The 23,125-nt window shown below is 67.9% G+C and carries 22 protein-coding genes; 7 read left to right on the forward strand and 15 right to left on the reverse strand.

From position 1 onward, the window contains the following. Positions 1-21: 21 nt before the first annotated feature. From hemA to bchF, 14 genes are read right to left on the reverse strand one after another with little or no spacing between them, the layout of a single operon-like run. Positions 22-1,242 carry a 5-aminolevulinate synthase gene (gene hemA, locus EAH76_RS13595; protein ID WP_140850804.1) on the reverse strand — a complete coding sequence of 407 codons (1,221 nt, stop codon included), beginning with the start codon at positions 1,240-1,242 and terminating at the stop codon, positions 22-24. 12 nt (positions 1,243-1,254) lie between these two features. Further along, the gene (gene puhE, locus EAH76_RS13600) at positions 1,255-2,034 is read right to left on the reverse strand and encodes a putative photosynthetic complex assembly protein PuhE (RefSeq protein ID WP_140850805.1); all 780 of its coding nucleotides are present in this window, start codon (positions 2,032-2,034) and stop codon (positions 1,255-1,257) included. Next, complete coding sequence (gene acsF, locus EAH76_RS13605; protein ID WP_140850806.1) at positions 2,031-3,107, reverse strand: magnesium-protoporphyrin IX monomethyl ester (oxidative) cyclase; 1,077 nt, start codon at positions 3,105-3,107, stop codon at positions 2,031-2,033. Before acsF ends, puhE begins: the two co-directional genes overlap by 4 nt. Further along, the gene (locus tag EAH76_RS13610) at positions 3,104-3,400 is read right to left on the reverse strand and encodes a hypothetical protein (RefSeq protein WP_140850807.1); all 297 of its coding nucleotides are present in this window, start codon (positions 3,398-3,400) and stop codon (positions 3,104-3,106) included. The genes acsF and EAH76_RS13610 overlap by 4 nt, the downstream gene beginning before the upstream one ends. Further along, positions 3,397-3,876, reverse strand: coding sequence for a photosynthetic complex assembly protein PuhC (puhC, locus tag EAH76_RS13615; protein ID WP_140850808.1), 480 nt, complete (start codon positions 3,874-3,876; stop codon positions 3,397-3,399). Before puhC ends, EAH76_RS13610 begins: the two co-directional genes overlap by 4 nt. After that, complete coding sequence (puhB, locus tag EAH76_RS13620; protein WP_140850809.1) at positions 3,873-4,523, reverse strand: photosynthetic complex putative assembly protein PuhB; 651 nt, start codon at positions 4,521-4,523, stop codon at positions 3,873-3,875. Before puhB ends, puhC begins: the two co-directional genes overlap by 4 nt. Further along, entirely contained in the window at positions 4,520-5,290 is a 771-nt protein-coding gene (gene puhA / locus EAH76_RS13625) for a photosynthetic reaction center subunit H (RefSeq protein ID WP_140850810.1), read from the reverse strand. Before puhA ends, puhB begins: the two co-directional genes overlap by 4 nt. A gap of 18 nt (positions 5,291-5,308) precedes the next feature. Further along, positions 5,309-6,802, reverse strand: a complete 1,494-nt coding sequence (locus EAH76_RS13630) for a BCD family MFS transporter (protein ID WP_140850811.1) — start codon at positions 6,800-6,802, stop codon at positions 5,309-5,311. Then, on the reverse strand, positions 6,799-7,485 hold the full coding sequence (gene bchM, locus EAH76_RS13635; protein WP_140850812.1) for a magnesium protoporphyrin IX methyltransferase: 687 nt from the start codon (positions 7,483-7,485) through the stop codon (positions 6,799-6,801). The genes EAH76_RS13630 and bchM overlap by 4 nt, the downstream gene beginning before the upstream one ends. A 1-nt stretch (position 7,486) precedes the next feature. Continuing rightward, on the reverse strand, positions 7,487-8,377 hold the full coding sequence (gene bchL, locus EAH76_RS13640) for a ferredoxin:protochlorophyllide reductase (ATP-dependent) iron-sulfur ATP-binding protein (RefSeq protein WP_133191447.1): 891 nt from the start codon (positions 8,375-8,377) through the stop codon (positions 7,487-7,489). Positions 8,378-8,388: 11 nt separating this feature from the next. Further along, entirely contained in the window at positions 8,389-12,108 is a 3,720-nt protein-coding gene (locus EAH76_RS13645) for a magnesium chelatase subunit H (RefSeq protein ID WP_140850813.1), read from the reverse strand. Then, complete coding sequence (gene bchB / locus EAH76_RS13650) at positions 12,098-13,714, reverse strand: ferredoxin:protochlorophyllide reductase (ATP-dependent) subunit B (RefSeq protein WP_140850814.1); 1,617 nt, start codon at positions 13,712-13,714, stop codon at positions 12,098-12,100. Before bchB ends, EAH76_RS13645 begins: the two co-directional genes overlap by 11 nt. A gap of 4 nt (positions 13,715-13,718) precedes the next feature. After that, complete coding sequence (locus EAH76_RS13655; protein WP_140850815.1) at positions 13,719-15,014, reverse strand: ferredoxin:protochlorophyllide reductase (ATP-dependent) subunit N; 1,296 nt, start codon at positions 15,012-15,014, stop codon at positions 13,719-13,721. Next, complete coding sequence (gene bchF / locus EAH76_RS13660; RefSeq protein WP_140850816.1) at positions 15,011-15,538, reverse strand: 2-vinyl bacteriochlorophyllide hydratase; 528 nt, start codon at positions 15,536-15,538, stop codon at positions 15,011-15,013. Before bchF ends, EAH76_RS13655 begins: the two co-directional genes overlap by 4 nt. Before the next feature lie 164 nt (positions 15,539-15,702). Here bchF and EAH76_RS13665 point away from each other — a divergent pair, with 164 nt between their 5' ends. The 7 genes from EAH76_RS13665 (at position 15,703) to EAH76_RS24110 (ending at position 22,425) form a co-directional block, all read left to right on the forward strand. Continuing rightward, the gene (locus EAH76_RS13665; RefSeq protein ID WP_140850817.1) at positions 15,703-16,659 is read left to right on the forward strand and encodes a cobalamin B12-binding domain-containing protein; all 957 of its coding nucleotides are present in this window, start codon (positions 15,703-15,705) and stop codon (positions 16,657-16,659) included. A 125-nt stretch (positions 16,660-16,784) separates the two neighbouring features. Further along, positions 16,785-18,155: a transcriptional regulator PpsR gene (gene ppsR, locus EAH76_RS13670; RefSeq protein ID WP_241659690.1), complete on the forward strand. Its 1,371-nt coding sequence runs from the start codon at positions 16,785-16,787 to the stop codon at positions 18,153-18,155. Positions 18,156-18,232: 77 nt separating this feature from the next. Next, positions 18,233-19,144: a chlorophyll synthase ChlG gene (gene chlG / locus EAH76_RS13675; protein WP_140850819.1), complete on the forward strand. Its 912-nt coding sequence runs from the start codon at positions 18,233-18,235 to the stop codon at positions 19,142-19,144. Continuing rightward, the gene (locus EAH76_RS13680; protein WP_140850820.1) at positions 19,141-20,475 is read left to right on the forward strand and encodes a BCD family MFS transporter; all 1,335 of its coding nucleotides are present in this window, start codon (positions 19,141-19,143) and stop codon (positions 20,473-20,475) included. The genes chlG and EAH76_RS13680 overlap by 4 nt, the downstream gene beginning before the upstream one ends. Further along, positions 20,472-21,656, forward strand: a complete 1,185-nt coding sequence (locus EAH76_RS13685) for a geranylgeranyl diphosphate reductase (RefSeq protein ID WP_140850821.1) — start codon at positions 20,472-20,474, stop codon at positions 21,654-21,656. The genes EAH76_RS13680 and EAH76_RS13685 overlap by 4 nt, the downstream gene beginning before the upstream one ends. Next, positions 21,653-22,156: a TspO/MBR family protein gene (locus EAH76_RS13690; RefSeq protein ID WP_140850822.1), complete on the forward strand. Its 504-nt coding sequence runs from the start codon at positions 21,653-21,655 to the stop codon at positions 22,154-22,156. The genes EAH76_RS13685 and EAH76_RS13690 overlap by 4 nt, the downstream gene beginning before the upstream one ends. Continuing rightward, entirely contained in the window at positions 22,153-22,425 is a 273-nt protein-coding gene (locus tag EAH76_RS24110) for a hypothetical protein (RefSeq protein ID WP_140850823.1), read from the forward strand. Before EAH76_RS13690 ends, EAH76_RS24110 begins: the two co-directional genes overlap by 4 nt. Positions 22,426-22,495: 70 nt before the next feature. On the opposite strand, the gene EAH76_RS13700 is transcribed toward EAH76_RS24110, so the two are convergent. Beyond that, entirely contained in the window at positions 22,496-23,047 is a 552-nt protein-coding gene (locus EAH76_RS13700; protein WP_241659691.1) for a c-type cytochrome, read from the reverse strand. Between the last annotated feature and the right edge of the window lie 78 nt (positions 23,048-23,125).

A 23,125-nucleotide genomic window follows, 5' to 3' on the forward strand; every position in this document is an offset into this window, starting at 1 on the left:
GCCGCCTCGCTTTAGATCCCTTCAAGCCGCCATAGCGCGCCGCGCCAACGCGCATTGCGACCAGATTTCCGACAGCGCATCGACGAGCTTGTCGACATCGCCATCGGTATGCACCGGCGAGGGGGTCAGCCGCAGCCGCTCGGTGCCGACCGGCACCGTCGGATAGTTGATCGGCTGGACATAGATGCCGTGCTCCTCGAGCAGCCAGTCGCTGATCATCTTGCACTTCTTGGCGTCGCCGACCATGACCGGAATGATGTGGCTGGGATTGTCGATCGTCGGGATGCCGATCGCATCGAGCCGTCGCCGGACCTGCGCGACGCGCGCCTGGTGCTGCGCGCGTTCCCAGCCGCTCGCTTTCAGATGCCGGATGCTCGCGGTCGCACCCGCGGCGAGCGCGGGCGGCAGCGCGGTCGTGAAGATGAAGCCGCTCGCAAAGCTGCGGACGAAGTCGCACAAAGCGGCCGAGGCGGCGATATAGCCGCCCATCACGCCGAACGCCTTGCCGAGTGTGCCTTCGATCACGGTGATGCGGTCCATCAGCCCGCGCTCCTCGGCGACGCCGCCGCCGCGTGGGCCGTACAGGCCGACGCCGTGGACTTCGTCGAGATACGACATCGCGCCATGTTTCTCGCAGACGTCGAGGATCTCGGCGATCGGCGCGATGTCGCCGTCCATCGAATAGACGCTCTCGAACGCGACGAGCTTGGGCCGCGCCGGGTCGATCTGTGCGAGCTTGCGGTCGAGATCGGCGGGGTCGCTATGCTTGAAACGGAGGCACTCCGCACGGCTGTGGCGGATTCCCTCGATCATCGAGGCATGGTTGAGTTCGTCCGACAGTACGACGCAATTCGGCATCCGCGCGGCGAGCGTGCCGAGCGCCGCCCAGTTCGAGACATAGCCCGAAGTGAACAGCAACGCCGCTTCCTTGCCGTGCAGATCGGCGAGCTCGGCCTCGAGCACGACATGCGCGTGCGTGGTGCCCGAAATGTTGCGCGTGCCGCCAGCGCCCGCGCCGCACGCATCGAGCGTGGTGTGCATCGCGTCGAGCACTTTGCGGTGTTGCCCCATGCCGAGATAGTCGTTCGAGCACCACACGGTGACATCGCCGACGCCGTCCTCGGCATAATGGCGCGCGCGCGGGAAGCTGCCGGCCTTGCGCTCGAGCTCGGCGAAGATGCGGTAGCGCCCGTCCTCCTTCAGCGCGTCGAGCTCGACCTGAAAGAATGCCTCATAGTTCATGGCGTACCCCTCCTACTCGCTTATTGCGGCTTTGGCCGCTTGGGTCTTTGCCGACGCCCATTGCCACAGTTTGGCATCGCGCAGCGGCAACACAAGAAAAAGATGCTCGACGAGCCCGAGCGCCGACAGTCCCGCGAGCAAGGTCGCGGTGACCGCCGCGCCGCTCTCCGCAGGCGCGGCCTCGGCGACGCTCCACGCCCACCAGGCGAGCGCGCCCGAGCCGATCACCGACACCGGCAGCAGCGCGTTGCCCGCGCGCTTGCGGAAATAGCTCTTGAGATAGGCGAGATGCGCCGGGAAGACTTCGTCGCTGAGGTTGGGCACGCCGAGATACAGGTTGAACTTGGCGCTGAGCCGCAAACCGAACAGCAGCAGGAAAGTGAGCGGCGCACTCTGGTTGGGCTGACGCCAGGTCAGCGCGAACAGCAGCAGCGCGGTCGCGGCGATCGCGACTTCGTGATGGATCACCGTCGCGGTCGCGAGCTTGAGCCGCGTCCAGCCGGTCGCTTCGGGTGGGCAGGGCAGCCGGTTCGGGCCGGCGACGAATCCCATCAGGAAGCCCATTTCATGCCAGCCCCAGATCACGATCGCCGCTGCGAAGCCGAGATAGGCGCCGCCCCAGCTCGCATCACCGGCGGACCACCACACCGCGCCTGTCGCCGCCGCAGCCATGACGCCGGCAAGGCGGAAGCTGGTGCGGAAGGTCGCGCGCGGTCGGCTGTCGAGCCACACCACCGCGGCCGTCCCGATGAACCACATCACGAGTGCGAACAGGAGCGGCGGGATCGTCACCAGGCCGGAACCAGCCGGGCCGAGGCGGGGATCGCGTTGCGCTGCACCGGCGTGAGATACAGTCGCGCGAAGTTCACCGCAGCAGCGCCGATCAGCCCGACCCGCTTGATCCCGCCGATCACCCCGCCCTGCGCCTTGGCCGCGTCGATCCCGGCGGCGATCCGCCGCATCCGCTCGAGCCCGGCGCGGAAGCGCGGCGAGTCGGTGTCGAGCACGAGCGGGAAGACCTGGCGCGTGATCTGCGAGCAGACCGTGAAGACGCGGTGGTCATAGACGTCCGGATCGATCCCGAGCGCCTTGTGGAACGCCGGGCGATTGTGGTCGCGCACGTACATCGTCGCATAGACCGCGACGAGGAAGAAGCGGATCCACAGCACGTTGTGGCCGCGCAGCAATTTGGGATCGGTCCGCATCAGGATGGCGAAGGCCTCGCCGTGGCGGAACTCGTCGTTGCACCATTCCTCGAACCAGTTGAAGATCGGATGGAAACGCCATTCCGGATGCTGCGCGAGGTGCCGGAAGATCGTGATGTAGCGCGCATAGCCGATCTTCTCCGACAGATAGGTCGCATAGAAGATGAACTTGGGTCGGAAATAGGTGTATCTTTTGGTCTTGGTCAGGAAGCTGAGATCGACCCCGATGCCGGCGTCCTTGAGCGTATCGTTGATGAAGCCGGCATGGCGGCTTTCGTCGCGGCTCATCAGCCGGAACAGCGCCTTGATGTCGGGGTTCTGCGCGCGCTTCTGGATCTCGGCATAGAGGATGCAGCCCGAGAATTCGGCGGTGAGCGAGCTCACCAGGAAATCGATGAATTCCTCGCGCAGGCCGTCGGGCAGGCTTTCGATCACGCCGTCGAACGCATTGGTGCGGCGGAAATGGCGGCGATTGGGGTCGGCGACCATTTCGGCGATCAGCTGGTCCCATTCGGCGCGCACCGGCGACACGTCGATCCGGTCCATCGCGGCATAATCGGTGGTGTAGAAGCGCGGCGACAGCACGGTGTCTTCGCGGGCGATCGCCAGCGTGTCGGCGCCTTGCGGCGTGGCGGGCGCGATCGGCGTGATGGCGTTCATGACAGTCTCCGATCCGAAAAGCTGACTTCGTACAGTTCGTTCATCTCGAAATGGCCGCACAGCTTGGTCCACAGCCGCTCGATCGGCCCGGCGCGTTCGACCGTCGCGATGCGCTCGAACACGCGCGCGCTGCCGAACTCGACGTGGATCGGTTCGCCATGCACGCGCACCCGGTCGCCCGGGTTGATCGCGACGCCGCCGGCGAGCTCGACATGCGCGCAGAGGAATTCGTCGCTATGTTCGACCTCGATCCGGCACGGCGTGTCGAAGCAGGTGCGGCGGAACGCGCTCATCGCGGCGTCTCCGGGGCGCTCAGCAGCGCGGCGAAGGCGGCGCGGTTGGTCGTGCCGAAGGCGTTGAGCTCGATCGAGCGCCCCGTCGCGCTGTCGGTCAGCGTCAGTTCGCCGTCGCGCCACTGCGTCAGCGTGAAGGGCGCCTCGCCGCCGATCCCGTGCATCCGCCGCTCGCGTGCGAGCCCGCGCATGACGCCGCGGATGAAGCCCGTCTGCTGCCCCGGTACGATCGTCCCCGCGGTCCGCCCGGTGCCGACATCCTCGATCCGCACGCCGCGATCGGCCGCGTCGAGGAAGCGCAGCGTGCGCGTCTGCACCGGCGCGACATGCGTCGTCTCGCGCAGCGCGGCCGGCGAGCCGGCGGGCGGGATGTGCGCGATGCGGACGGTCGCGGTCAGCAGGAAGGCGAAGCCGACGAGTGACCCGGCGAGGATCAGCGCGCCGCGCGGGAGCTGCTCGGCCTGGGCGGGGCTCATGCCGCCACCGCCTGGCCGAAGCCGTTTGCAGGCGCTGCGGGGCTCACCGGCTGCGTCACCTGACCGCTTGGCTGAACCTCGAGGCACGTGCGCGCGATCAGCGAAGCGACGTGCGCCGCGTCGGGCAGCGCACGCAGCATCGGTTGCGCCGCCGCGACATGCCAGGGCCGCGCGTGCGGCCACAAGGCGAGAAAGCCGAGCCGACGCTCGCCGGTGAGCGCGAGCGGGATGTCGCCCGATTGGTCGGGATTGACCGCAAGGCCGACCGTACCGATCATCGCCAGCGGCAAGTTGATGCATTTGGGAAACGCCACACCGATGCGGAGCACAACGCGGCGGTTGGTCAACGTATAGAGCGACGTGCGCGCCGCGCCCCAGGCGAGCGCGCGCAACAGGCCGACCGCGATGATCCCGAACATCGCCGTCAGCGCGACGCCCGACAGATCGCCGGGGCCACGGATGCCGCGCGCGACCGCGGCGATCACCGCCCAGGCGCCGAGCACGCCGAAATAGGCCGTCACGGCGCGCGTATGATAGGCGTACCGCGCCAGCACCCGCCAGTCGGGCGCGCCTTGCCACACGATGCGCTCGCCCGGCGGCAGCAATCCGGGAAGACCCGGGATCGGCTCGTAATCATGTTCGGTCACAGGAAGGGCTCCTGACGGGCTGGGGTGGCATAGAGATAACCGCCGCCAAAATAGCCGAGCACGCGCTCCTCCTCGTATAGGGTGATCGTGTCGGTCGCGATGCGCGGAGCATCGGCGAATTGCGCGGCGGTGATCGCATCGCAGGCGACACGCCCGCGACGGCGGTCGATCGTGACCATCATCATCGGCACGAGGATCGCGCCGGTCCCGGCGGCACCATCGACCGCGAGATAGCGAACGAGTCGGTCGGCGCGGTCGATCCACAGCTCGGTGACGGTCCCGGCGGGGCGTCCGTCACACCCGAAGATCGGCATCCCGCGTGGATCGGGATCGCGCCGTGCGATCGTGATGTCGAGCGCCGCGCCGAGCGGGACGATGCGCGGGTGACCCTCCATGTCGATGTCGGGGTGCTTGGCGCGGTTGGCATAGGCCGCCGGGCCGACGCCATCGATCAACGGATTGCCGGTCGGCGCATAGGGCGCGCCGGTGAAGCGGTCGGTCTGGCGTGCGGCGATCTGGAAGGGCTCGCGGCCCTTGGTCGGCGTGGTGACGGTGCCTCGGCCGAACGAAAGCTTGAAGGTCTTGGCGACCGCGGTGTGGAAGGGGCCGCCTTCGGATTCGACCCGACCGGTCAGCTCATGCTCGAGCGGATAGCCCTCGCGGCGATCCTCGCGGCGCAGATAGAAGACGAGGCAGATGAAGAACAGCACGAAGGCGTAGAAGACGAGCAGTGCGACATCGATGCCGGGCGTGAGGGTCGGATGCATGGGCGGTCTCCCCTGGGTTCAAGCCGGAAATTCGGCCAGGCCGAAGCGAATGGTCTGCGAGGGTGCGACCGGGCGGACGAGCGGCCCGAGCACGACGAGCGTGGTGAGCAGCAGGATGATCTCGACGCCGTAGACGACGCCGTAGCCGGTCGCCGGATCGGCGAGCGTCGGCCCAAGCTCGCGCGCGGTCGCGGCGGCGCTGGTCACGTCGCGGACGATCGCGCCGATCGCGATCGCCGCCCCCGCGCACGTCGCCTGCACCGCGCCCCAGGCGCCGAGCGCGAGCCCGGTGCGGCCGTCGAGTTCGGCGCTGTCGGAGATCGCCATCGCCGCGGTCAGCGTGCCGACCGAAAACAGACCGCCGCCAAAGCCGATGATCGTCGCGCCGATCGCGAGCAACGCGGTCGCGTGCAGCGGCGCTGCAAAGATCACGCACAGGAACGCCGCGATCCCCGCGACGCCGCCGAAGCCCGCGAGCCGGTGCGGTTCGCCGCCATTGGCCAGGCTGCGCGCGGCGAGCGCGAAACCGCTGAGCATGCCGACCGCCCACAAAGCCGTGAGCGACGTCGTCGCGCCGACCGACAGGCCGAGGATCTGCCCGCCATAAGGCTCAAGCAGCACGTCCTGCATCGAGAAGGCGGCCGACCCCAGCCCGGTCGCGACGAGCAGCCGCATCGTGCGCGGGCGCGCGATGAACAGCGCCCAGATCTCGCGGAAGGGAGCGGAGCTTTCCTCGGGTGCGGTGCCGCCGCGGCGGCGCGCTTCCTGCTTCCACAAGGCGGTGATGTTTAGCACCACGGTCAGCACCGCCGCGCCCTGGACGATCTGGACGAGGTGCGTCGGCGTGAAATTGTCGAGCAGCCGGCCGATCACGATCGCGCTGACCATCATCCCGAGCAGGAGCATGACATAGAGCAACGCGACGACGCGCGGCCGGCTTTCGGGCGGCGCGAGATCGGTGGCGAGCGCGAGGCCGGCGGTCTGCGTCGTGTGCATCCCCGCACCGACCATCAGGAAGGCGATCCCAGCGCCGATCTGCCCGACGATCGTCGGACCCTGGCCGAGCCCCGTCATCACCAGCAGCGCGAAGGGGAGCAAAGCGAAGCCGCCGAACTGGAGCAGCGTGCCGAACCAGATATAGGGAACGCGCTTCCAGCCGAGGATCGACTGGTGCCGGTCCGACTTGAACCCGATCAACGCGCGCAACGGCGCGAACAGCAAGGGCAGCGACACCATCGCCGCGACCGCCCAAGACGCCATGCCGAGCTCGACGATCATCACGCGGTTGAGCGTGCCGGTGAGCAACACCGCCGCCATCCCGACAGAGACCTGGAACAGCGACAGCCGCAGCAGCCGCCCGAGCGGGAGTTCGGTGGTGGCAGCATCGGCGAAGGGCAGGAAGCGCGTGCCGAGTCGGCCCCAGAACGCGCCGCTCCGCACCGTCGCGAGCCGCCCGGGCTGCGCCGGAGCGCGCGGTGCGAGCGAGGCTTTCAAGGCGGAGAGGTCCCTCACGCCGTCACCATCTCGAGCGCATGGCTGGTATAGAAGCTCGCCGAGATGCGCCGGTCGCGCCCGATCCGGCTCGTCGGGACCGCGTTGCTGATCAGCGTGCGCAGCAAGCGGTCGCGCACCGGCAGGATCGCGGGCGAGCGGTCACTGCGTGGGAACAGCCGACCCATGCCGAGCATCGCCATCAACAGCGGCGTCTGCGGGGCGAAGGTGAAGACGATCGAGCCGTGCGTGCGCTCGGCGAGCTGTTGCAGCACCGCGACGATATCGAACGCGCGGTAATGGATCAGCGAATCCATCGCGACGACATGATCGAAATGCCCGAGCGCGGGATCGAGCAGATCGCCGACGCGCCAGTCGATCGCCAGATGCGCCGGTGCGCGATCGCGCGCGATCTGGACGAGACTGCCCGCGACGTCGATTGCCACCACCTGCGCGCCGCGCTCGGCCGCCGCGACCGCGAGCGCGCCGGTGCCGCAGCCGGCATCGAGCAGGCGCAGCCCGGTCATGTCGGCGGGCAGCCACGACAGCAGCGTGTCGCGCATCGTGGTGCGCCCGGCGCGCACCGTCGCGCGGATCCCGCTGACCGGCGCGTCCGACGTGAGCTGCTCCCACGCCTTGGCTGCGGTGCGATCGAAATAGGTTTCGAGATTGCCGCGGAAGTGGGTGTAGCTCGCCGTGCTCATCTCATTCGAACCCCAGGAATTCGAAGATCTCGCGATCCTTCATCGGTTGTGCGTCGAGCGGCTCGCAGCCAGCCCACATCTGCGCGGCGAGGCGCTTGTATTCGAGGCAGGCGGCATCGACCTCGGGGGTCGAGTCCATCTCGAACAAGGTGCATTTCTTGAGGCGGCTACGACGGATCGCGTCGAGATCGGGGAAATGCGCGAGCCGCTTCAACCCCGTGGCCGCGTTGAACCGATCGATCTCATCGGTCGCCGCCGAGCGGTTGGCGATCACGCCCGCCATCCGCACGTCGTAATTCTTGGCCTTGGCCTTGATCGCCGCGACGATGCGATTCATCGCGAAGATGCTGTCGAAATCGTTCGCCGCGACCACCACAGCGCGCTCGGCATGTTGCAGTGGGGCGGCGAACCCGCCGCACACCACGTCGCCGAGCACGTCGAAGATCACGACATCGGTTTCCTCGAGCAGATGGTGCTGCTTGAGCAGCTTGACCGTCTGCCCGACGACATAGCCGCCGCACCCGGTGCCGGCCGGCGGTCCGCCCGCCTCGACGCACATCACGCCGTTATAGCCCTCGAACATGTAATCCTCGGGCCGCAATTCCTCGGCGTGGAACTCGACCGTCTCGAGCACGTCGATCACCGTCGGCATCAGCTTCTTGGTCAACGTGAAAGTGCTGTCGTGCTTGGGGTCGCAGCCGATCTGCAGCACGCGTTTGCCGAGCAGCGAGAAGGCGGCGGAGAGGTTGGACGAGGTGGTCGACTTGCCGATCCCGCCCTTGCCGTACACCGCGAACACCTTCGCGTTGCCGATCCGGTCGTTAGGATCGAGCCCGACCTGGAGTGAGCCCTCGCCGTCGAGGCCGCGAATGGGGGGATCGAGTAGAGCCATGCGAAATTCCTTTATGCCGCCACCGCAACGATGCCTTCGAGACGATCCTCGAGTTCATCGCTGGCGGCATGGAGTGCGGCGAGCGTCGCCGCGTCGGGAGACCAGTATTTGCGTTCGGACGCTTCGATCAGCCGGTTGGCGACACGCGCCGAAGCCTTGGGATTGAGCGCCGCGATCCGCTCGCGCATTTCGGCGTCGAGCACATAGGTTTCGCTGATGCGTTGATAGACCCACGGATCGACCTCGCCGGTCGTCGCCGACCAGCCCATCGTCGTGGTGACGCTGCCCTCGATCTGGCGGACGCCTTCATAGCCGTGGCGGAGCAGACCCTCGGTCCAAACCGGGTTGAGCACGCGCGTTCGCGTCTCGAGCGCGACTTGCTCCTGCAAGGACCGCACCTTGCCGGTACCTTGCGTCTGGTCGCCGATATAGACCGGCGCGGTCTGGCCGCCCTTGGCGCGGGTCACCGCGCGGCTGATCCCGCCGAGCGTGTCGACATATTGGTCGATGCTGGTGATGCCGAGCTCGACGCTTTCGAGATTCTGATACGCGCAATCGACCGTCTGCAGCGCAGCCTTGAGCAATTCGGGCTGGCGCACCGGCGCGCCCTTGACCCCGTACGCATAACCCTTTTGCCGTTCGAAACTGTCGGCGAGCTCGTCGGGATCGGTCCAGGCGCCGGTGTCAATCATCAGATTGACGTTGGCGCCATATGCGCCCTCGGCATTGGAGAAGACCCGCAGCGCCGCGGTCTCGAGGTCGCAGCCCTGCGCCGCGGCGTGCGCGCGGGCGTGGCGGCGGACGAAGTTCTGGTCGTCGGGCTCGTCGGCTTCGGCCGCCAGCAGAGCGGCCTGCGCGAGCATCCGCGTCTGGAGCGGCAGCAGGTCGCGGAACACCCCCGACAGCGTGACGACGACGTCGATCCGCGGCCGCCCCAGCTCTTCGAGCGGGATCAGTTCGGCACCCGCCAGCCGGTTGTAGCTGTCGAAGCGCGGCCGCGCGCCGAGCAGCGCGAGCGCCTGCGCGATCTGCGCGCCCTCGCTCTTGAGATTGTCGGTGCCCCACAGCACCATCGCGACCGTCTCGGGCAGATGCCCCGAATCGGCGAGGCTGCGCTCGATCAGCCGCTGCGCCTGTGCCGCGCCGTCCTTGACCGCGAAGGCCGAAGGGATGCGGAACGGGTCGAAGCCGTGGATGTTGCGCCCGGTCGGCAGGATCTCAGGATTGCGCAGCAGGTCGCCGCCGGTGACCGGGTGGATGTAGCGCCCGGCCAGCGCAGTGACGATGCCGTCGATCTCGCCATTGGCCGACAGCGCTGCGTCGAGCGCGGCCATGTCCTTGAGCAACGGCGTGTCGGCTGCGCGCGTGCGATCGACCAAAGCGACGATCGTCTCGGGTGGGAGCGTTTCGCCGCGCGCCTGAAGCGTGGCGGCGATCATCGCGATCCGCTCCTCGCGACTCGCCGCTTCGCCGGCGACGTGGAGGCCTTGCGGGATCAGTTCGCGCTCGATCTCGTAGAGGCGGGCGGCGAGGTCGGCGATCCAGCCATCGTCCTGCGCCGGCGCAACACCAGCATCGGCCGGAGCGCGCGCGAGGTCGAGGTCGTTCGCCTGGTCGCGGATCAGTTCGGCCAGGTCGCGCGCTTCGTCGCTGCCCGGTGCGGCGACACGCCAGCGTTCGACCGATGCTTTCAGCGCGGCGAGGCCCTTGTAGACGCCGGCATTGGTGAGCGCTGGCGTGAGATAGGATACCAGGGTCGCGCCCGAGCGCCGCTTGGCGAGTACCCCCTCGGATGGATTGTTGGCGGCGTAGAGATAGATGTTGGGCAAGTCGCCGATCAACCGGTCGGGCCAGCAACCCGCGCTCAGCCCGGTCTGCTTGCCGGGCATGAATTCGAGGCTGCCATGCGTGCCGAAATGCAGCACCGCATGCGCCGCGAAATCCTCGCGCAGCCAGCGGTAGAAAGCGGCAAAGGCATGCGTCGGGGCAAAGCGGCCCGCGAACAGCAGCCGCATCGGGTCGCCCTCATAGCCCAAAGCGGGTTGCAGGCCGACGAACACATTGCCGAACTGCCGCCCGAGGATCTGCACCGAAGTGCCATCGGACTGCAATTTGCCCGGCGCGGGGCCCCACGAGGCTTCGATCTCGGCGAGCCAGGTCTCGCGCGCGACGATCGCGTCGGCACCAACCTTGGCATGGACATTGGCCTCGGTCCCGAAGCGTGCGGCATTGCCGCCGAGGATCGCCTCGCGGAGCACATCGACGGTTGCGGGAATTTCGACCTGATACCCTTCGCGCCCGAGCCGCGCAAGCGTCGCGTGGAGCGAGGCGAACACGCTGAGGAATTGCGCGGTCCCGGCGGCGCCAGCGTTGGGCGGGAAGTTGAACAGCACGATCGCGACGCGCTTCTCCGCATTTTCCGCGCGGCGCAGGGCGATCAGCTTCAGCGTGCGCGCTGCGAGCATTTCGGCGCGTTCGCCGCACACCTGCATCGCACGGGGCGTCGTGGCGTCAGGGAAGCTGCAGCGCCGCGTGCAGCCGGTGCAGGCTGTGCCGTCGGACTTGCCGCCGAACAGCATCGGCACGGTGCCGCCATCGAGCTCGGGGATCGCGATCATCATCGTCGATTCGAGCGGGAGCAGGCCTTGCGCATTCGCCGCCCAGGCCTGGAGCGACTGGAACTCGACCGGGTGCGCGGCGATGTAGGGGACGTCGAGCTTGGCGAGCACCGTCTCGGCCGCCGCGGCGTCGTTATAGGCGGGGCCGCCGACCAGGCTGAACCCGGTCAAGTTGATCACCGCATCGACCGTCGCGACACCGTCCTTTTGGAACAACGCCTCTATCGCCGGACGCCCGTCTAGCCCACCGGCAAAGGCCGGGATCACGTCGAGCCCGCGCGCTTCGAGCGCGGCGATCACCCCGTCATAATGACCGGCATCCTTGGCGAGGATGTACGAGCGCAGCATCAGCAGCCCGACGGTGCCGCGCGCACCGCGATGGCGCGGCAGCTCGGTCGCGGTGGCGGCGATGCGGCCGGGCAGCGCGGGATGATAGACGCCGACTTCGGGGTAATCGCGTGGGGCCTGCGCCTTCATCGTACCGCGAAGCGCGCTGCGCGGGCCGTCGGCATAGCGATCGACCAGCGCGCGGATCATATCGACGACATTGTCGTCCGACGCCGCGAGCCAATATTGCATCGTCAGGAAATAGGCGCGGACGTCCTGCGCGGTGCCGGGGACGAATTTGAGCAATTTGGGCAGGCGCCGCAGCACCGCCATCTGGCCCGCGCCCGAGCTGGCGCCGGCCTTGTTGGTGCCACGCATCTTCTTGATCAGCGCGAGCATGCCCGTCGCGGGCTTGTCCATGCGATAGTCGCCCATCCGCGTGAGCTTGACGACATCGCCGCCCGACATCAGCCCGACCATCGCGTCGCACTGGTCGCGCCGCGCCTGCAGCTGGGGCAGGACCGCGCGGATATGATCCTCGAGGAAGAGCATCGTCGCCAGCACGATATCGCCGCGCGCGATGTCGGCGCGTGCGGCGGCGAGCGTTTCGGGCTTCTCTTCCCAATCGGCGGCGGCGTGGAAGCCGATCGTGATCCCGGGATTCTCGCGGGCGAGTCGCGCCTGCGCACGTTGCACCGCGCCCGCAAGATGATTGTCGAGCGTGACGATGACGACGTGGACCGCGGTGGATCCAGAGCCGGCGGAGATGGGTGCGCTAGCGGGCATAATGCGCCTTTGCGTCATAGAGCGTGTCGAGCGTGATCGCGGCGATGCCGTGCTCGGCGGCATAGCGTTCGGTGTTGCGCCGCGCCTTGCCGCGCACGAAGAACGGGATCTTCAGGAGCTCGCGCTCGGCCTCGGGCGACCAGCCGCGGGGTTGCGCCATACCGTCCTCGTCACCCCGGCCCTGTGCCGGGGCCCACTCCGCCACTTGAACGTCCGCCTGCGGCACGGTGGACCCCGGCACAGGGCCGGGGTGACGGGTAGCTGCAGGGGCAGCGCCATGCCCCAGATGGCTCGCCCCAGCCTGATCCGAAAACTCGAAGTCATCCCGGAACATCGTCAGCAGATGTTCCTCCAGCCCCATCACCAGCGGGTGGACCCAGGTGTCGAACAACACGTTCGCCCCCTCGAACCCCATTTGCGGCGAGTAGCGTGCGGGGAAATCCTGGACGTGGACCGGCGCCGAAATCACCGCGCACGGGATCCGCAGACGCTTGGCGATGTGGCGTTCCATCTGCGTGCCGAGCACGAGCTCGGGCTGAAGCTTGGCGATCGCCTCCTCGACTTCGAGATAGTCGTCGGTGATCAGCGGCTCGAGCCCGTACAGCTGCGCGGCGGTGCGGATCTCGCGCGCGAACTCGCGATTGTAGCAGCCGAGGCCGACGACTTCGAAGCCGAACTCGTCGCGCGCGAGGCGCGCTGCTGCGACGGCGTGCGTCGCGTCGCCGAAGATGAAGACGCGCTTGCCGGTGAGGTAGGTCGAATCGACCGAGCGGCTCCACCACGGCAGTCGCGAGGTGTCGAGCGCGGCGCTCGGATCGACGCCGGCAAGCGCGGCCACCTCGGCGATGAAGTCGCGCGTCGCGCCGTGGCCGATCGGCACGGTGCGCACGGTTTTCTGGCCGTAGGTGCGTTCGAGCCAGCGGCACGCGGTGTCGGCGATCTCGGGATAGAGGCTGATGTTGAAATCGGCGTCGGGCAGCCGCGCGAGATCGGCGGGCGTCGCGCCGAGTGGGGCGACGACGTTGACGCCGATACCGAGCGTCTCGAGCAGCCGGGTGATCTCGACGACATCGTCGCGGTGGCGGAAGCCGAGTGCGGTGGGCCCGAGGATGTTGGCGGTCGGCGTGTGTGGGCGATCTTTGCGCGACTCGGCCTCGGCCTTCGCCGGGGTGCAGAGGGCGCGCACCAACTGGTAGAAGGTCTCGGCCGCTCCCCAATTTTCCTTCCGCTGATAGCTCGGCAGTTCGAGTGCGATCACCGGTATCGGCAGCCGCAGCGCCGAGGCGAGCCCGGAGGGATCGTCCTGGATCAGCTCGGCGGTGCACGACGCGCCGACGAGCAGCGCCTGCGGGGCAAAGCGATCGACCGCCTCGCTAACCGCGGTCTGGAACAACGCTGCGGTATCCTTGCCGAGATCGCGCGCCTGGAAGGTGGTGTAGGTGACCGGCGGGCGCTTGCCGCGGCGTTCGATCATCGTGAACAGCAGGTCGGCATAGGTGTCGCCCTGCGGGGCGTGGAGCACGTAGTGGACGCCCTCCATCGCGGTCGCGATCCGCATCGCGCCGACGTGCGGGGGGCCCTCATAGGTCCAGACGGTCAGCTGCATCGCGCTATACCTTCAATACGTCGCGCCGCCGCAGCGGACGCGCGAAGAGGTCGGCGAGATCGCCCGCCTGGTCGAAGCCGTGGATCGGCGAGAAAACGAGTTCGATCGCCCATTTGGTCGTCAGCCCTTCGGCCTCGAGCGGGTTGGCGAGACCGAGCCCGCACACTGTCAGGTCGGGCCGCGCCGCGCGCACGCGGTCGAGCTGGCGATCGACGTCCTGCCCTTCGCTGATCACCGTTTCGGCCGGGAGCAGCGCGAGTTCGCGCGCCATATGCGCGCGATGGAGATAGGGCGTGCCGACTTCGAGCGGCACCATGCCGAGTTCCTGCGCCAGGAAGCGCGCAAGCGGCAGTTCGAGCTGCGAATCTGGCAGGAAGAAGATGCTCTTGCCGCCGAGTTGCTCGCGCGCATGCGCGATCGCGCGCTTGGCGCGTTCGCGGCCCGGCGCGATGACCGTACGGAAGTGCATCTCGTCGATCCCGAAGGCGACCGCGGCGGCATGGAGCCAGGCGCTCGTCCCCTCGGCGCCGAACGGGAACAGCGCATCGAGCCGCACCGCGCCGCGATCCTCGAGCGCGCGCGCCGTCTCGCCGAGGAACGGCTGCGCGAGCAGGAAGCGCGTGTTGGGCCCGGCCGGCGGCATCGCGCCAGCGCGCCGCGCGGGGAAGCTGTGCACGCGCGCGATACCGAGCTGCGCGAACAGCCGCAGGAACTGGTCCTCGACCACGTCGGGCAGCGCGCCGACGATCATCAGCTCTAGCGCGTCGCCGGGCGCAGTCGCGGCAAGCTCGGGCACCAGTGCGGCGAGGCAGGCATCCTCGCCTTCGGTGAAGGTCGTCTCGATCCCGCTGCCCGAATAATTGAGCACGCGCGTCGCGCCGGAATGCTTGACCGAAAGCCGCTGCGCCGCGCGCGACAGGTCGAGCTTGATCACTTCGGACGGGCACGAGCCGACCAGGAACAGCAGCTTGATATCCGGGCGGCGCGCCAGCAGCCGATCGACGACGCGGTCGAGCTCGGCATTGCAATCGACCATCCCGGCGAGATCGCGCTCCTCGATGATCGCCGTGCCAAAGCGCGGCTCGGCGAACACCATCACGCCCGCCGCCGATTGCAGCAGATGCGCGCAGGTGCGCGAGCCGACGACGAGGAAGAACGCGTCCTGCACCTTGCGGTGGAGCCAGATGATCCCGGTCAGCCCGCAAAACACCTCGCGCTGGCCGCGTTCGCGCAGCACCGCGCCGCGCACGGCTGGCGCGCAGTCACTGCCTGCCGGGACCGCGAGGGTGAGGGCGTTCATGCTGCCACCGCCTGCAGGCCGGGTGTCGCGCCGTTACTCTGCAAGCGTGCGGCGCGCAGCTTGAGCAGGAACTGCGTCGCGTTGACGACATAGGTGGCGTAGGCTGCGAGTGCGAGCAGCATCCGCCCGCGTTCGCTGCCGAGCCCGAAGGTCAGCATCCCGAGATACGCGGTGTGCAAGCCGAGCACGAGGAAGCTGACGACATCCTCCCAGAAGAAGGCGTCGGCGAACAGCCAGCGGTCGAACACCGCCTTTTCCCAGAACGACCCGGTGATCATGATCGTATAGAGCGTCAGCGTCTTGAGCACGATCGAGACGGTCGCCGCGGTCGCGCCGTATCCCGTTCCGAGATAGCGCAGGACGAGAATGGTGCTGACCAGGAAGACGAGGAATTGCAGCGGGGCAAGAATGCCTTGGACGAGCGTCCAGCGTGTCGAATCGCGCCGCAGCCGCTCTTCGGGCGTGTAGAGACCCACCCTCGAAGGGTTGGCCCGTTTCGTATCGGAATGCCCGCTAAGCCGCATCTTTCCGCTCCACTTTTCGTGACAGCAGACTGGGCCAGCCCATTTGGAGTGTCAATAAAAATTGACGTCCAAAAATTATTACAGAATGGTGCGCTGCCGCATCGATAGGGCGTTGCCACCGCCTTGCGACAGGCATACGTTGCGAGTCGCCGGACCAGCCAAACATGGCCGCCGACGTACATCGCGTGATCAACCAGACCGGGAGAGTCGGGGTGGCTTCGGTGATCAGGTTCGAAGAGTTCGTCCAGCGTGGCCGCGCGCGATTGAGTCGCTTGCGCGATCGATCTACGCACGAAAGGCGCGATGCCGTGCATCCCGCGCCTGCGGTGGATAAGGCGCGCGCGCTCAATCAATTGATCGAATGCGAGATCATCCCCCGCTTGCTCGTCGCGCATGCCGCGCCGATTGCCCCGACCGATGCGGCGCATAGCGACCGGATCGCCGATACCGAGGTCGCGGCGTTCGCGCCGCTCGCGCTGCAGGTCGAGGCCGACGAATTGCTCGAGCATGTCGAGGCGCTGATCGCGCGCGGCGTATCGCGCGAGACGCTGCTGGTCGATCTGCTTGCGCCTGCCGCGCGGATGCTCGGCCAGTTCTGGGAAGAGGATCGCTGCGATTTCGTCGATGTGACGATGGGGCTGTGGCGGTTGCAGGAAGTGGTGCACGAGATTTTCGGTCGCGCCACGCCTGACGGCCATATTCCGAGTCTCGCGCGCCGCGCCTTGTTCGCCTCACTCGAGGGCGACCAGCACAGTTTCGGCACCGTGGTGGTCGACGAACTGTTCTGCGCGCACGGCTGGATGACCGATCGGCTCGCCGAGGCAACACAGCCGCAACTGCTCGAGCGGGTTCGCGACACTTGGTTCGATCTGGTCGGATTGACGATCACGTGTGACTGCCATATCGCGCCCTTGCCTTCGATCGTCCGCAGCATTCGTGCAGCGTCCTGTAATCCACGGATTTGCGTGATGGTCGGTGGCCGGGTGTTCGCCCTCGATGCCAGCCGCGCTGCCGCGGTCGGGGCCGATGGAACGGCGCCCGATGCGCGTGCGGCGGTTCGCGTCGCGGGCGAGCTGGTCGATGCGGTCGCTCGGGAGGCGGTTGCGTCGATGACCGGCTGATCCAATCTTGGGTCACGCGGCAACAGGCAGACCGCGGGACGAAGGACTTCAGGAGTATGAACGGTTCGGCGATGAACGATCGTCCCCCCCATCCTGCACCCAATGCCTTTTGCGATCCCGAAACGGTGGCGCGCACCCTTGCGCCCCACGCAGCCGTGGCGTTGCTCGCCTCGGTCGGTGACGTCGCGCTGGTGATCGATTCGGCTGGTGTGATCCGTGACATCGCCGTCCCCAATGCCGAGCTCGATGCGCAGGGCGTCCGCCAGTGGGTCGGTCAGCCATGGCGTGATGTGGTCGCCGAAGACAGCATCGGCAAGGTCGCCGACATGCTCGGCGATACCGCCGAGCCGGCGCGCTGGCGCCAGATCAATCACCGCGTTGTCGGCGGCGATGTGCCGATGCGGTATATGGTGATGAAGTCGGGCGCCGACGGCAGCGTGATCGCGATCGGCCGCGAGATGCGCGCGGCGGCGGCGCTGCAGCAGCGCTTGCTCCAGACGCAGCAATCGCTCGAACGCGACTATATCAAGCTGCGCCAGGCTGAGGCGCGCTATCGCATGCTGTTCGACCTTGGCACCGAACCGATCCTGATCGTCGATGCAGCAACGCGCCGTATCCGCGAGAGCAACCCGGCGGCGCTGCATCTGCTCGGCGTCAAGGACGGTGCGCTCGCCGACCAACCGATCGCGACGATCGTCGCGCCGGACGATCGCGACAGCTTCATCGCACATCTCGGCGCGGCGAGCGCGACCGACGATCTCCCGCCGATCACGGTTCGACTCGCTGGCGAGCAGGGCAATGCCGACATTTCGGCACGGCTGTTCCGCCAGGGACGCGCGGCCTTGCTGCTCGTGCGGATCGTCGCGGCGACCCCGGTGGCGGTGCTCGCGTCGCACGCCGCCGCGGTCGAGGACGTGATCGAGCACATGCCCGACGCCTTCGTGCTGACAGACGCGGCGCTCAACATCCTCGTCGCCAACGCCGCCTTCGTCGAGCTGGCGGGGGTCGCCTCGGCCGAACGCGTGATCGGCGCGCCGCTCGGCACATGGCTCGGCCGCCCGGGAATCGATCTCGACCTGATCCTCGCGCAGATTCGCGACCACAACGCCGTGCGCAATGTCGCGACGATCCTGCGCGGCCAGAATGGCGCGCAGGAGGAGATCGAACTGTCGGGCGTCGTCGCACCGCAGGGCGATTCGCCGTGCTACGGCTTCACGATCCGCAATGTCGCGCGGCGCCTGCACAGCGTGGCGTCCGACGAACGCGACGCCCCGCGTTCGGTCGAGCAATTGACCGAATTGGTCGGGCGGATGTCGCTCAAGGATATCGTCCGCGAATCGACCGACCTGATCGAACGGCTCTGCATCGAGGCGGCGCTCGCCTACACGTCGGACAATCGCGCATCGGCGGCGGAGATTCTCGGCGTCAGCCGGCAGAGCCTCTATTCTAAGCTCCATCGGCACGGCCTCGGAAACCTCGTCTCTGGCGACAATTGAGCCGCTGACACGAAATGTTGACAGTGTGAGTGTCAAAACTATTTGACGCTGCGCTTCGGTCGCCATAGCTTCGTGACATGGCACGTGTGACGACTCCTTCGCTCGCTGCTCCGCAGCTTCCGCGGCCCCGCGATGTGCTCGAGCTGCTCAAGCCGATCACCTGGTTCCCGCCGATCTGGGCCTTTGGGTGCGGCGTCGCTTCGGCGGGGGTGCCGGTAGCGAGCCGCTGGCCGTTCCTCATCGCCGGAATCCTGCTCGTCGGCCCGTTGGTGTGCGGCACCAGCCAAGCGGTCAATGACTGGTTCGACCGCCATGTCGATGCGATCAACGAACCCGGACGACCGATCCCATCGGGACGGATCCCCGGCCAATGGGGCTTGTGGATCGCGATCATCGGGACCGTGCTCGCACTGATCGTGGCAGCGGTGACCGACCGCTGGGTGTTCGCCGCCACCAGCCTCGGCCTGATCTTCGCCTGGGCGTATAGCGCCCCGCCGTTCCGGCTGAAGCAAAGCGGAGTCTGGGGGCCGATAGCGGTGGCCCTGACCTATGAAGGGCTGACCTGGTTCACAGGAACTGCCGTAATGGCCGGGGCTCTCCCCTCGACGCAGATCCTCGCGATCCTTTTGCTCTACAGCGCTGGCGCGTTCGGCATCATGACGCTCAACGATTTCAAGGCGGTGGAAGGCGACCGCGCGATGGGCATCCGCTCGCTGCCGGCGACGCTCGGCGTCGATCGGGCGGCGCGGCTGGCGTGCGTCGTGATGGTGGTGCCGCAAATCGCGGTGATCGTGCTGTTGAGCCTATGGGACCATTCGCTCGTCGCGGCGACCGTAACGACATTGCTCGTCGGGCAGCTCGCACTGATGACGCGCCTGCTGCGCGATCCGCTCGCGCACACGCCGTGGTACAATGCGACGGGGACGAGCCTCTATGTGCTCGGGATGCTCGCTTCTGCGCTCGGCTTGGGTGGAGTGCTCGGGCTATGACGCGCGCGGGGTCGGGTGCGGGGCTGGTTGCGGGGCTTGGCTGGCTCGGCATCGCCCGACTCGGGCTGGTGCAAAGCGCGATCGGCGCGATCGTGATGCTCGCGACCTCGCTGCTCAACCGCGTGATGGTCGTCGAATATGCCTTGCCCGCGGCGCTGCCCGCCGGGCTGGTTGCGTGGCATTATGCGGTGCAGCTCTCGCGTCCGCTGTGGGGGCATGGCTCGGACAGTGGCCGGCGGCGGACGCCGTGGGTGATCGGTGGGATGGCGGTGCTGGCGGGCGGGGCGATGCTGGCGGTCGCGGCGATCGGGCTGGTCCCGCAAGCCCCCGCTCTGGGCATCGCGATGGCCGTGCTTGGCTTCACGCTGATTGGCGCAGGCGTCGGGGCGGCGGGGACGTCGCTGCTCGCGGTGCTTGCGACGCGCGTCGCGCCCGAGCGGCGCGCGGCGGCGGCGGCGATCACCTGGATCATGATGGTCGCTGGGATCGCGATATCGGCGGGGGTCGCGGGCAAGCTCATCGATCCCTTCTCGTTTGCGCGGCTGCAGGCGGTGGTCGATGGGATTGCCGTCGGCGCTTTTCTGCTTGCTACACTCGCGATCTGGGGCGTCGAAGGCACACGCGTGACGCCGCGCACCGTGATGTCCGCGCCGCCCGCGCGGCTCGGTCCTGCGCTCGCGGCCCTCTGGGCCGATCGCCGCGCGCGCGGCTTCACCGGCTTCGTTTTCCTGTCGATGCTCGCTTACGCGATGCAGGATCTGATCCTTGAGCCGTTCACCGGCTTGCGCTTCGGCATGACGCCGAGCCAATCGACGCAGGTCTCCGGCATCCAGCATGGCGGCGTGCTGCTCGGGATGATCCTGGTCGGGATTGGCGGCGGGGCGTACGACGCCCGGCGCGGCGGCGGGGCTATGCAGCGCTGGATCATCGGCGGCTGTCTCGGCTCGGCGCTCGCGCTCGCTGGGCTGGCGCTGGCGGCGCAAGTCGGGCCGGGCTGGCCGATCCTCGCCAATATCTTCGCGCTGGGCTTCGCCAATGGCGTGTTCGCGGTTGCCGCGATCGGCGCGATGATGGCGCTGGCGGGGGCCGATGGCGATTCGCAGGCGGGCTTGCGCATGGGCCTGTGGGGGGCGGCGCAAGCCATCGCTTTCGGGCTCGGCGGGCTGACCGGCGCGGTCGCGGTCGATGCCGGGCGCGCACTGATCGGGTCGCTGCCCGAAACCTTCATGCTCGTGTTCGGCGCCGAGGCATTGCTGTTCGTGCTCGCCGCCGCCGTTTCGATCGATTCGCCGCGACGCTCCGCGGCGCCTGGCCGGGAGGTGACGATATGACGCCTGATTTCGATTGTGTCGTAGTCGGTGGCGGGCCGGCTGGTTCGACCGCCGCGACCGACCTTGCGCGGAGCGGGCGGCGCGTGCTGCTGCTCGATCGCGGCGGGCGGATCAAGCCGTGCGGCGGCGCAATCCCGCCGCGCGCAATCGAGGATTTCGCGATTCCCGATCATCTGCTCGTCGCGCGCGCGACCGCCGCGCGGATGGTCGCGCCGTCGGCCAAGGCGGTCGACATGCCGGTCGGCGACGGGTTCGTCGGTTTGGTCGATCGCGCCGATTTCGACGAATGGCTGCGCGCGCGCGCCGCGCTCGCCGGGGCGGAGCGGCGCACCGGCAGCTTCGTGCGCGTCGACCGCGACGCCTCCGGGCATCCGGTCGTCGTTCTGCGCGGCGCCCGTGGCGAGGCCGAGCAGCGCGTCTCGACGCGCTGCGTGATCGGCGCCGACGGTGCCCGCTCGGAAGTCGCACGGACCGAACTCACCGGCGTCCCCCCCGTGCCATGCGTCTACGCCTATCACGAGATCATCGCCGCTCCGTCCGATGGCAGCACCGATTTCGACCCGGCGCGGTGCGACGTCTTCTACCAGGGCAAGCATTCGCCCGATTTCTACGCCTGGGTGTTCCCGCACGGCGACACCGCGAGCGTCGGCGTCGGCAGCGCGCGCAAGGGGTTCGGTCTGCGTGCCTCGGTTGCGGCGCTGCGCGCGCAGACCGGGCTCGACGCGTGCGAGACGCTGCGCTGCGAAGGCGCGCCGATCCCGCTCAAGCCGCTCAAGCGCTGGGACAATGGCCGCGACGTGCTCGTCGCGGGCGACGCCGCCGGCGTCGTCGCGCCGGCATCGGGCGAGGGCATCTATTATGCGATGGCGGGGGGGCGCTACGCGGCCGAGGCGATCGACGCCTATCTCGCGACGGGCAAGGCGGCGGCGCTGCGCCAGGCGCGCAAACGCTTCCTGCGCGCGCATGGCCGGGTGTTCTGGATCCTCGGGATCATGCAGTATTTCTGGTACGCCAACGACAAACGGCGCGAGCGCTTCGTCAAGATCTGCGAAGATCCCGATGTCCAGCGGCTGACCTGGGACGCCTATATGCACAAGCGACTCGTCCGCGCAAAACCGATCGCGCATGTCCGCATCTTCATCAAGGACATGCGCCACCTGCTCGGGCTGGCACCGGCATGAGGCGCAACGCACCGCTGTTGCACCCCGCCTGGGGATTGCCGATCGTGGCGGCGGCGCTGGCGGCTGCGGTCGTCGCGGTGATGGGCGGCACGATCACCGAGACCGGGCCATGGTATCACGGCCTAGTGCAGCCGCGCTGGGCGCCGCCCGATGCGGCCTATGGGATCGGCTGGACGACGCTCTATCTGATCACCGGCTGTGCCGCGATCACCGGGTGGCGGGCGATGCCCGATCGGCAGGGGGCCGATGCGATGGTCGGGCTGTTCGCGCTCAGCGGCTTCCTCAACATCGTGTGGAGCATCCTGTTCTTCCGGTTGCATCGCCCCGATTGGGCGGCGGTCGAGGCGGTCGCATGGTGGGTGGCGATCGCGGTGTGGATCTACACGCTCTGGCCACGCTCGCTCGCCGCCGCCTTGCTGCTGCTGCCCTATCTCGGCGGGGTGACCTTTGCGGGCTATCTCACGATGGCGATCGCGCGGCTCAACGGCCCGTTCGGGTGAGCGGGGTCGCGGACTGGCTCTATGGTCAGGGCCATGCGGTCGATCTGGTCTTCGGCTGCTTGCTGCTCGAAGCGGTCTGGCTGACGCAGTGGCGGGGATGGACGCCGAGCGCTGCGATGCTGTGCTTGCTGCCGGGCGCGATACTGCTGCTGGCATTACGCGCGGCATTGGTCGGGCTGGCATGGCCGTGGATCGCACTGGCGCTCTTGCTGTCGTTTCCGGCGCATCTGGCGGACGTGGCACTGCGCGATCGATCGAAGGCGGTCTAGCGGCGCGATATCCGCCCGTCGGGCGTCACCCCGGGGGACTAGCCCCGGAGTGACACACCGTAGCCCATTGTTATGAGTTCGCCTTGAGATAGGCGATGACGTCGGCGCGCTTCTGCGGGTCGGTCGGCCAACCGGCGAAGGTCATCTTGGTCCCCGGTACGACGCGCTGCGGGTTTTCGAGATATTGGAACAGCTTGTCTTCGGTCCAGGTGATGCCGCTGTCCTTGTTCGCGGTCGAATAGACGAAGCCAGGGATGGTCCCGGCCTTGCGCCCAACGACGGCGTGCAGCGACGGCCCGATCCGGTTCACGCCTGCCTCGATCGCGTGGCAGGTCTTGCAGGTGATGAAGTCCGCCTCGCCCTTCTTGGCGTCGCCGGTATAGGCGGCGAGCTTCACGCCGGCGATCGTATCGACATTGTCGGCGGCGACCGCGGGTGCCGCGGCAGCCGGAGCCCCCGCCGGGGCGGCGGCCGGCGCAGTGGTCGCGGCGGTCGTTTCGGTCGTCGTCTTGGTGCTCGTGTCTTCGCTCTCGGTCTTTTTCGCGCACGCCGTTAGCGCAAGCGCGGCGCATGATACGCCGAAAATAAGATGGCCAATCCGCATCGTTGATGGTGTGCGCATGATCCTGCTCCTGATGGTCGTTTAGACTCTCCCGCTCAGGCATTCGACACTATCGGAGCATGTCTGTCCAGAGGAATT

It is taken from the genome of Sphingomonas glacialis (genome assembly GCF_006439055.1).
GTDB classification, from domain to species: Bacteria; Pseudomonadota; Alphaproteobacteria; order Sphingomonadales; family Sphingomonadaceae; genus Sphingomonas; species Sphingomonas glacialis_A.

What these genes read in the sequence shown, in the direction of transcription:
- hemA (WP_140850804.1), bottom strand. Translation starts at nt 1,242, where the DNA reads ATGAACTATGAGGCATTCTTTCAGGTCGAGCTCGACGCGCTGAAGGAG.
- acsF (WP_140850806.1), bottom strand. Translation starts at nt 3,107, where the DNA reads ATGAACGCCATCACGCCGATCGCGCCCGCCACGCCGCAAGGCGCCGAC.
- EAH76_RS13610 (WP_140850807.1), bottom strand. Translation starts at nt 3,400, where the DNA reads ATGAGCGCGTTCCGCCGCACCTGCTTCGACACGCCGTGCCGGATCGAG.
- puhC (WP_140850808.1), bottom strand. Translation starts at nt 3,876, where the DNA reads ATGAGCCCCGCCCAGGCCGAGCAGCTCCCGCGCGGCGCGCTGATCCTC.
- puhA (WP_140850810.1), bottom strand. Translation starts at nt 5,290, where the DNA reads ATGCATCCGACCCTCACGCCCGGCATCGATGTCGCACTGCTCGTCTTC.
- bchM (WP_140850812.1), bottom strand. Translation starts at nt 7,485, where the DNA reads ATGAGCACGGCGAGCTACACCCACTTCCGCGGCAATCTCGAAACCTAT.
- bchL (WP_133191447.1), bottom strand. Translation starts at nt 8,377, where the DNA reads ATGGCTCTACTCGATCCCCCCATTCGCGGCCTCGACGGCGAGGGCTCA.
- EAH76_RS13645 (WP_140850813.1), bottom strand. Translation starts at nt 12,108, where the DNA reads ATGCCCGCTAGCGCACCCATCTCCGCCGGCTCTGGATCCACCGCGGTC.
- bchB (WP_140850814.1), bottom strand. Translation starts at nt 13,714, where the DNA reads ATGCAGCTGACCGTCTGGACCTATGAGGGCCCCCCGCACGTCGGCGCG.
- EAH76_RS13655 (WP_140850815.1), bottom strand. Translation starts at nt 15,014, where the DNA reads ATGAACGCCCTCACCCTCGCGGTCCCGGCAGGCAGTGACTGCGCGCCA.
- bchF (WP_140850816.1), bottom strand. Translation starts at nt 15,538, where the DNA reads ATGCGGCTTAGCGGGCATTCCGATACGAAACGGGCCAACCCTTCGAGG.
- EAH76_RS13665 (WP_140850817.1), top strand. Translation starts at nt 15,703, where the DNA reads ATGGCCGCCGACGTACATCGCGTGATCAACCAGACCGGGAGAGTCGGG.
- chlG (WP_140850819.1), top strand. Translation starts at nt 18,233, where the DNA reads ATGGCACGTGTGACGACTCCTTCGCTCGCTGCTCCGCAGCTTCCGCGG.
- EAH76_RS13680 (WP_140850820.1), top strand. Translation starts at nt 19,141, where the DNA reads ATGACGCGCGCGGGGTCGGGTGCGGGGCTGGTTGCGGGGCTTGGCTGG.
- EAH76_RS13685 (WP_140850821.1), top strand. Translation starts at nt 20,472, where the DNA reads ATGACGCCTGATTTCGATTGTGTCGTAGTCGGTGGCGGGCCGGCTGGT.
- EAH76_RS13690 (WP_140850822.1), top strand. Translation starts at nt 21,653, where the DNA reads ATGAGGCGCAACGCACCGCTGTTGCACCCCGCCTGGGGATTGCCGATC.
- EAH76_RS13700 (WP_241659691.1), bottom strand. Translation starts at nt 23,047, where the DNA reads ATGCGCACACCATCAACGATGCGGATTGGCCATCTTATTTTCGGCGTA.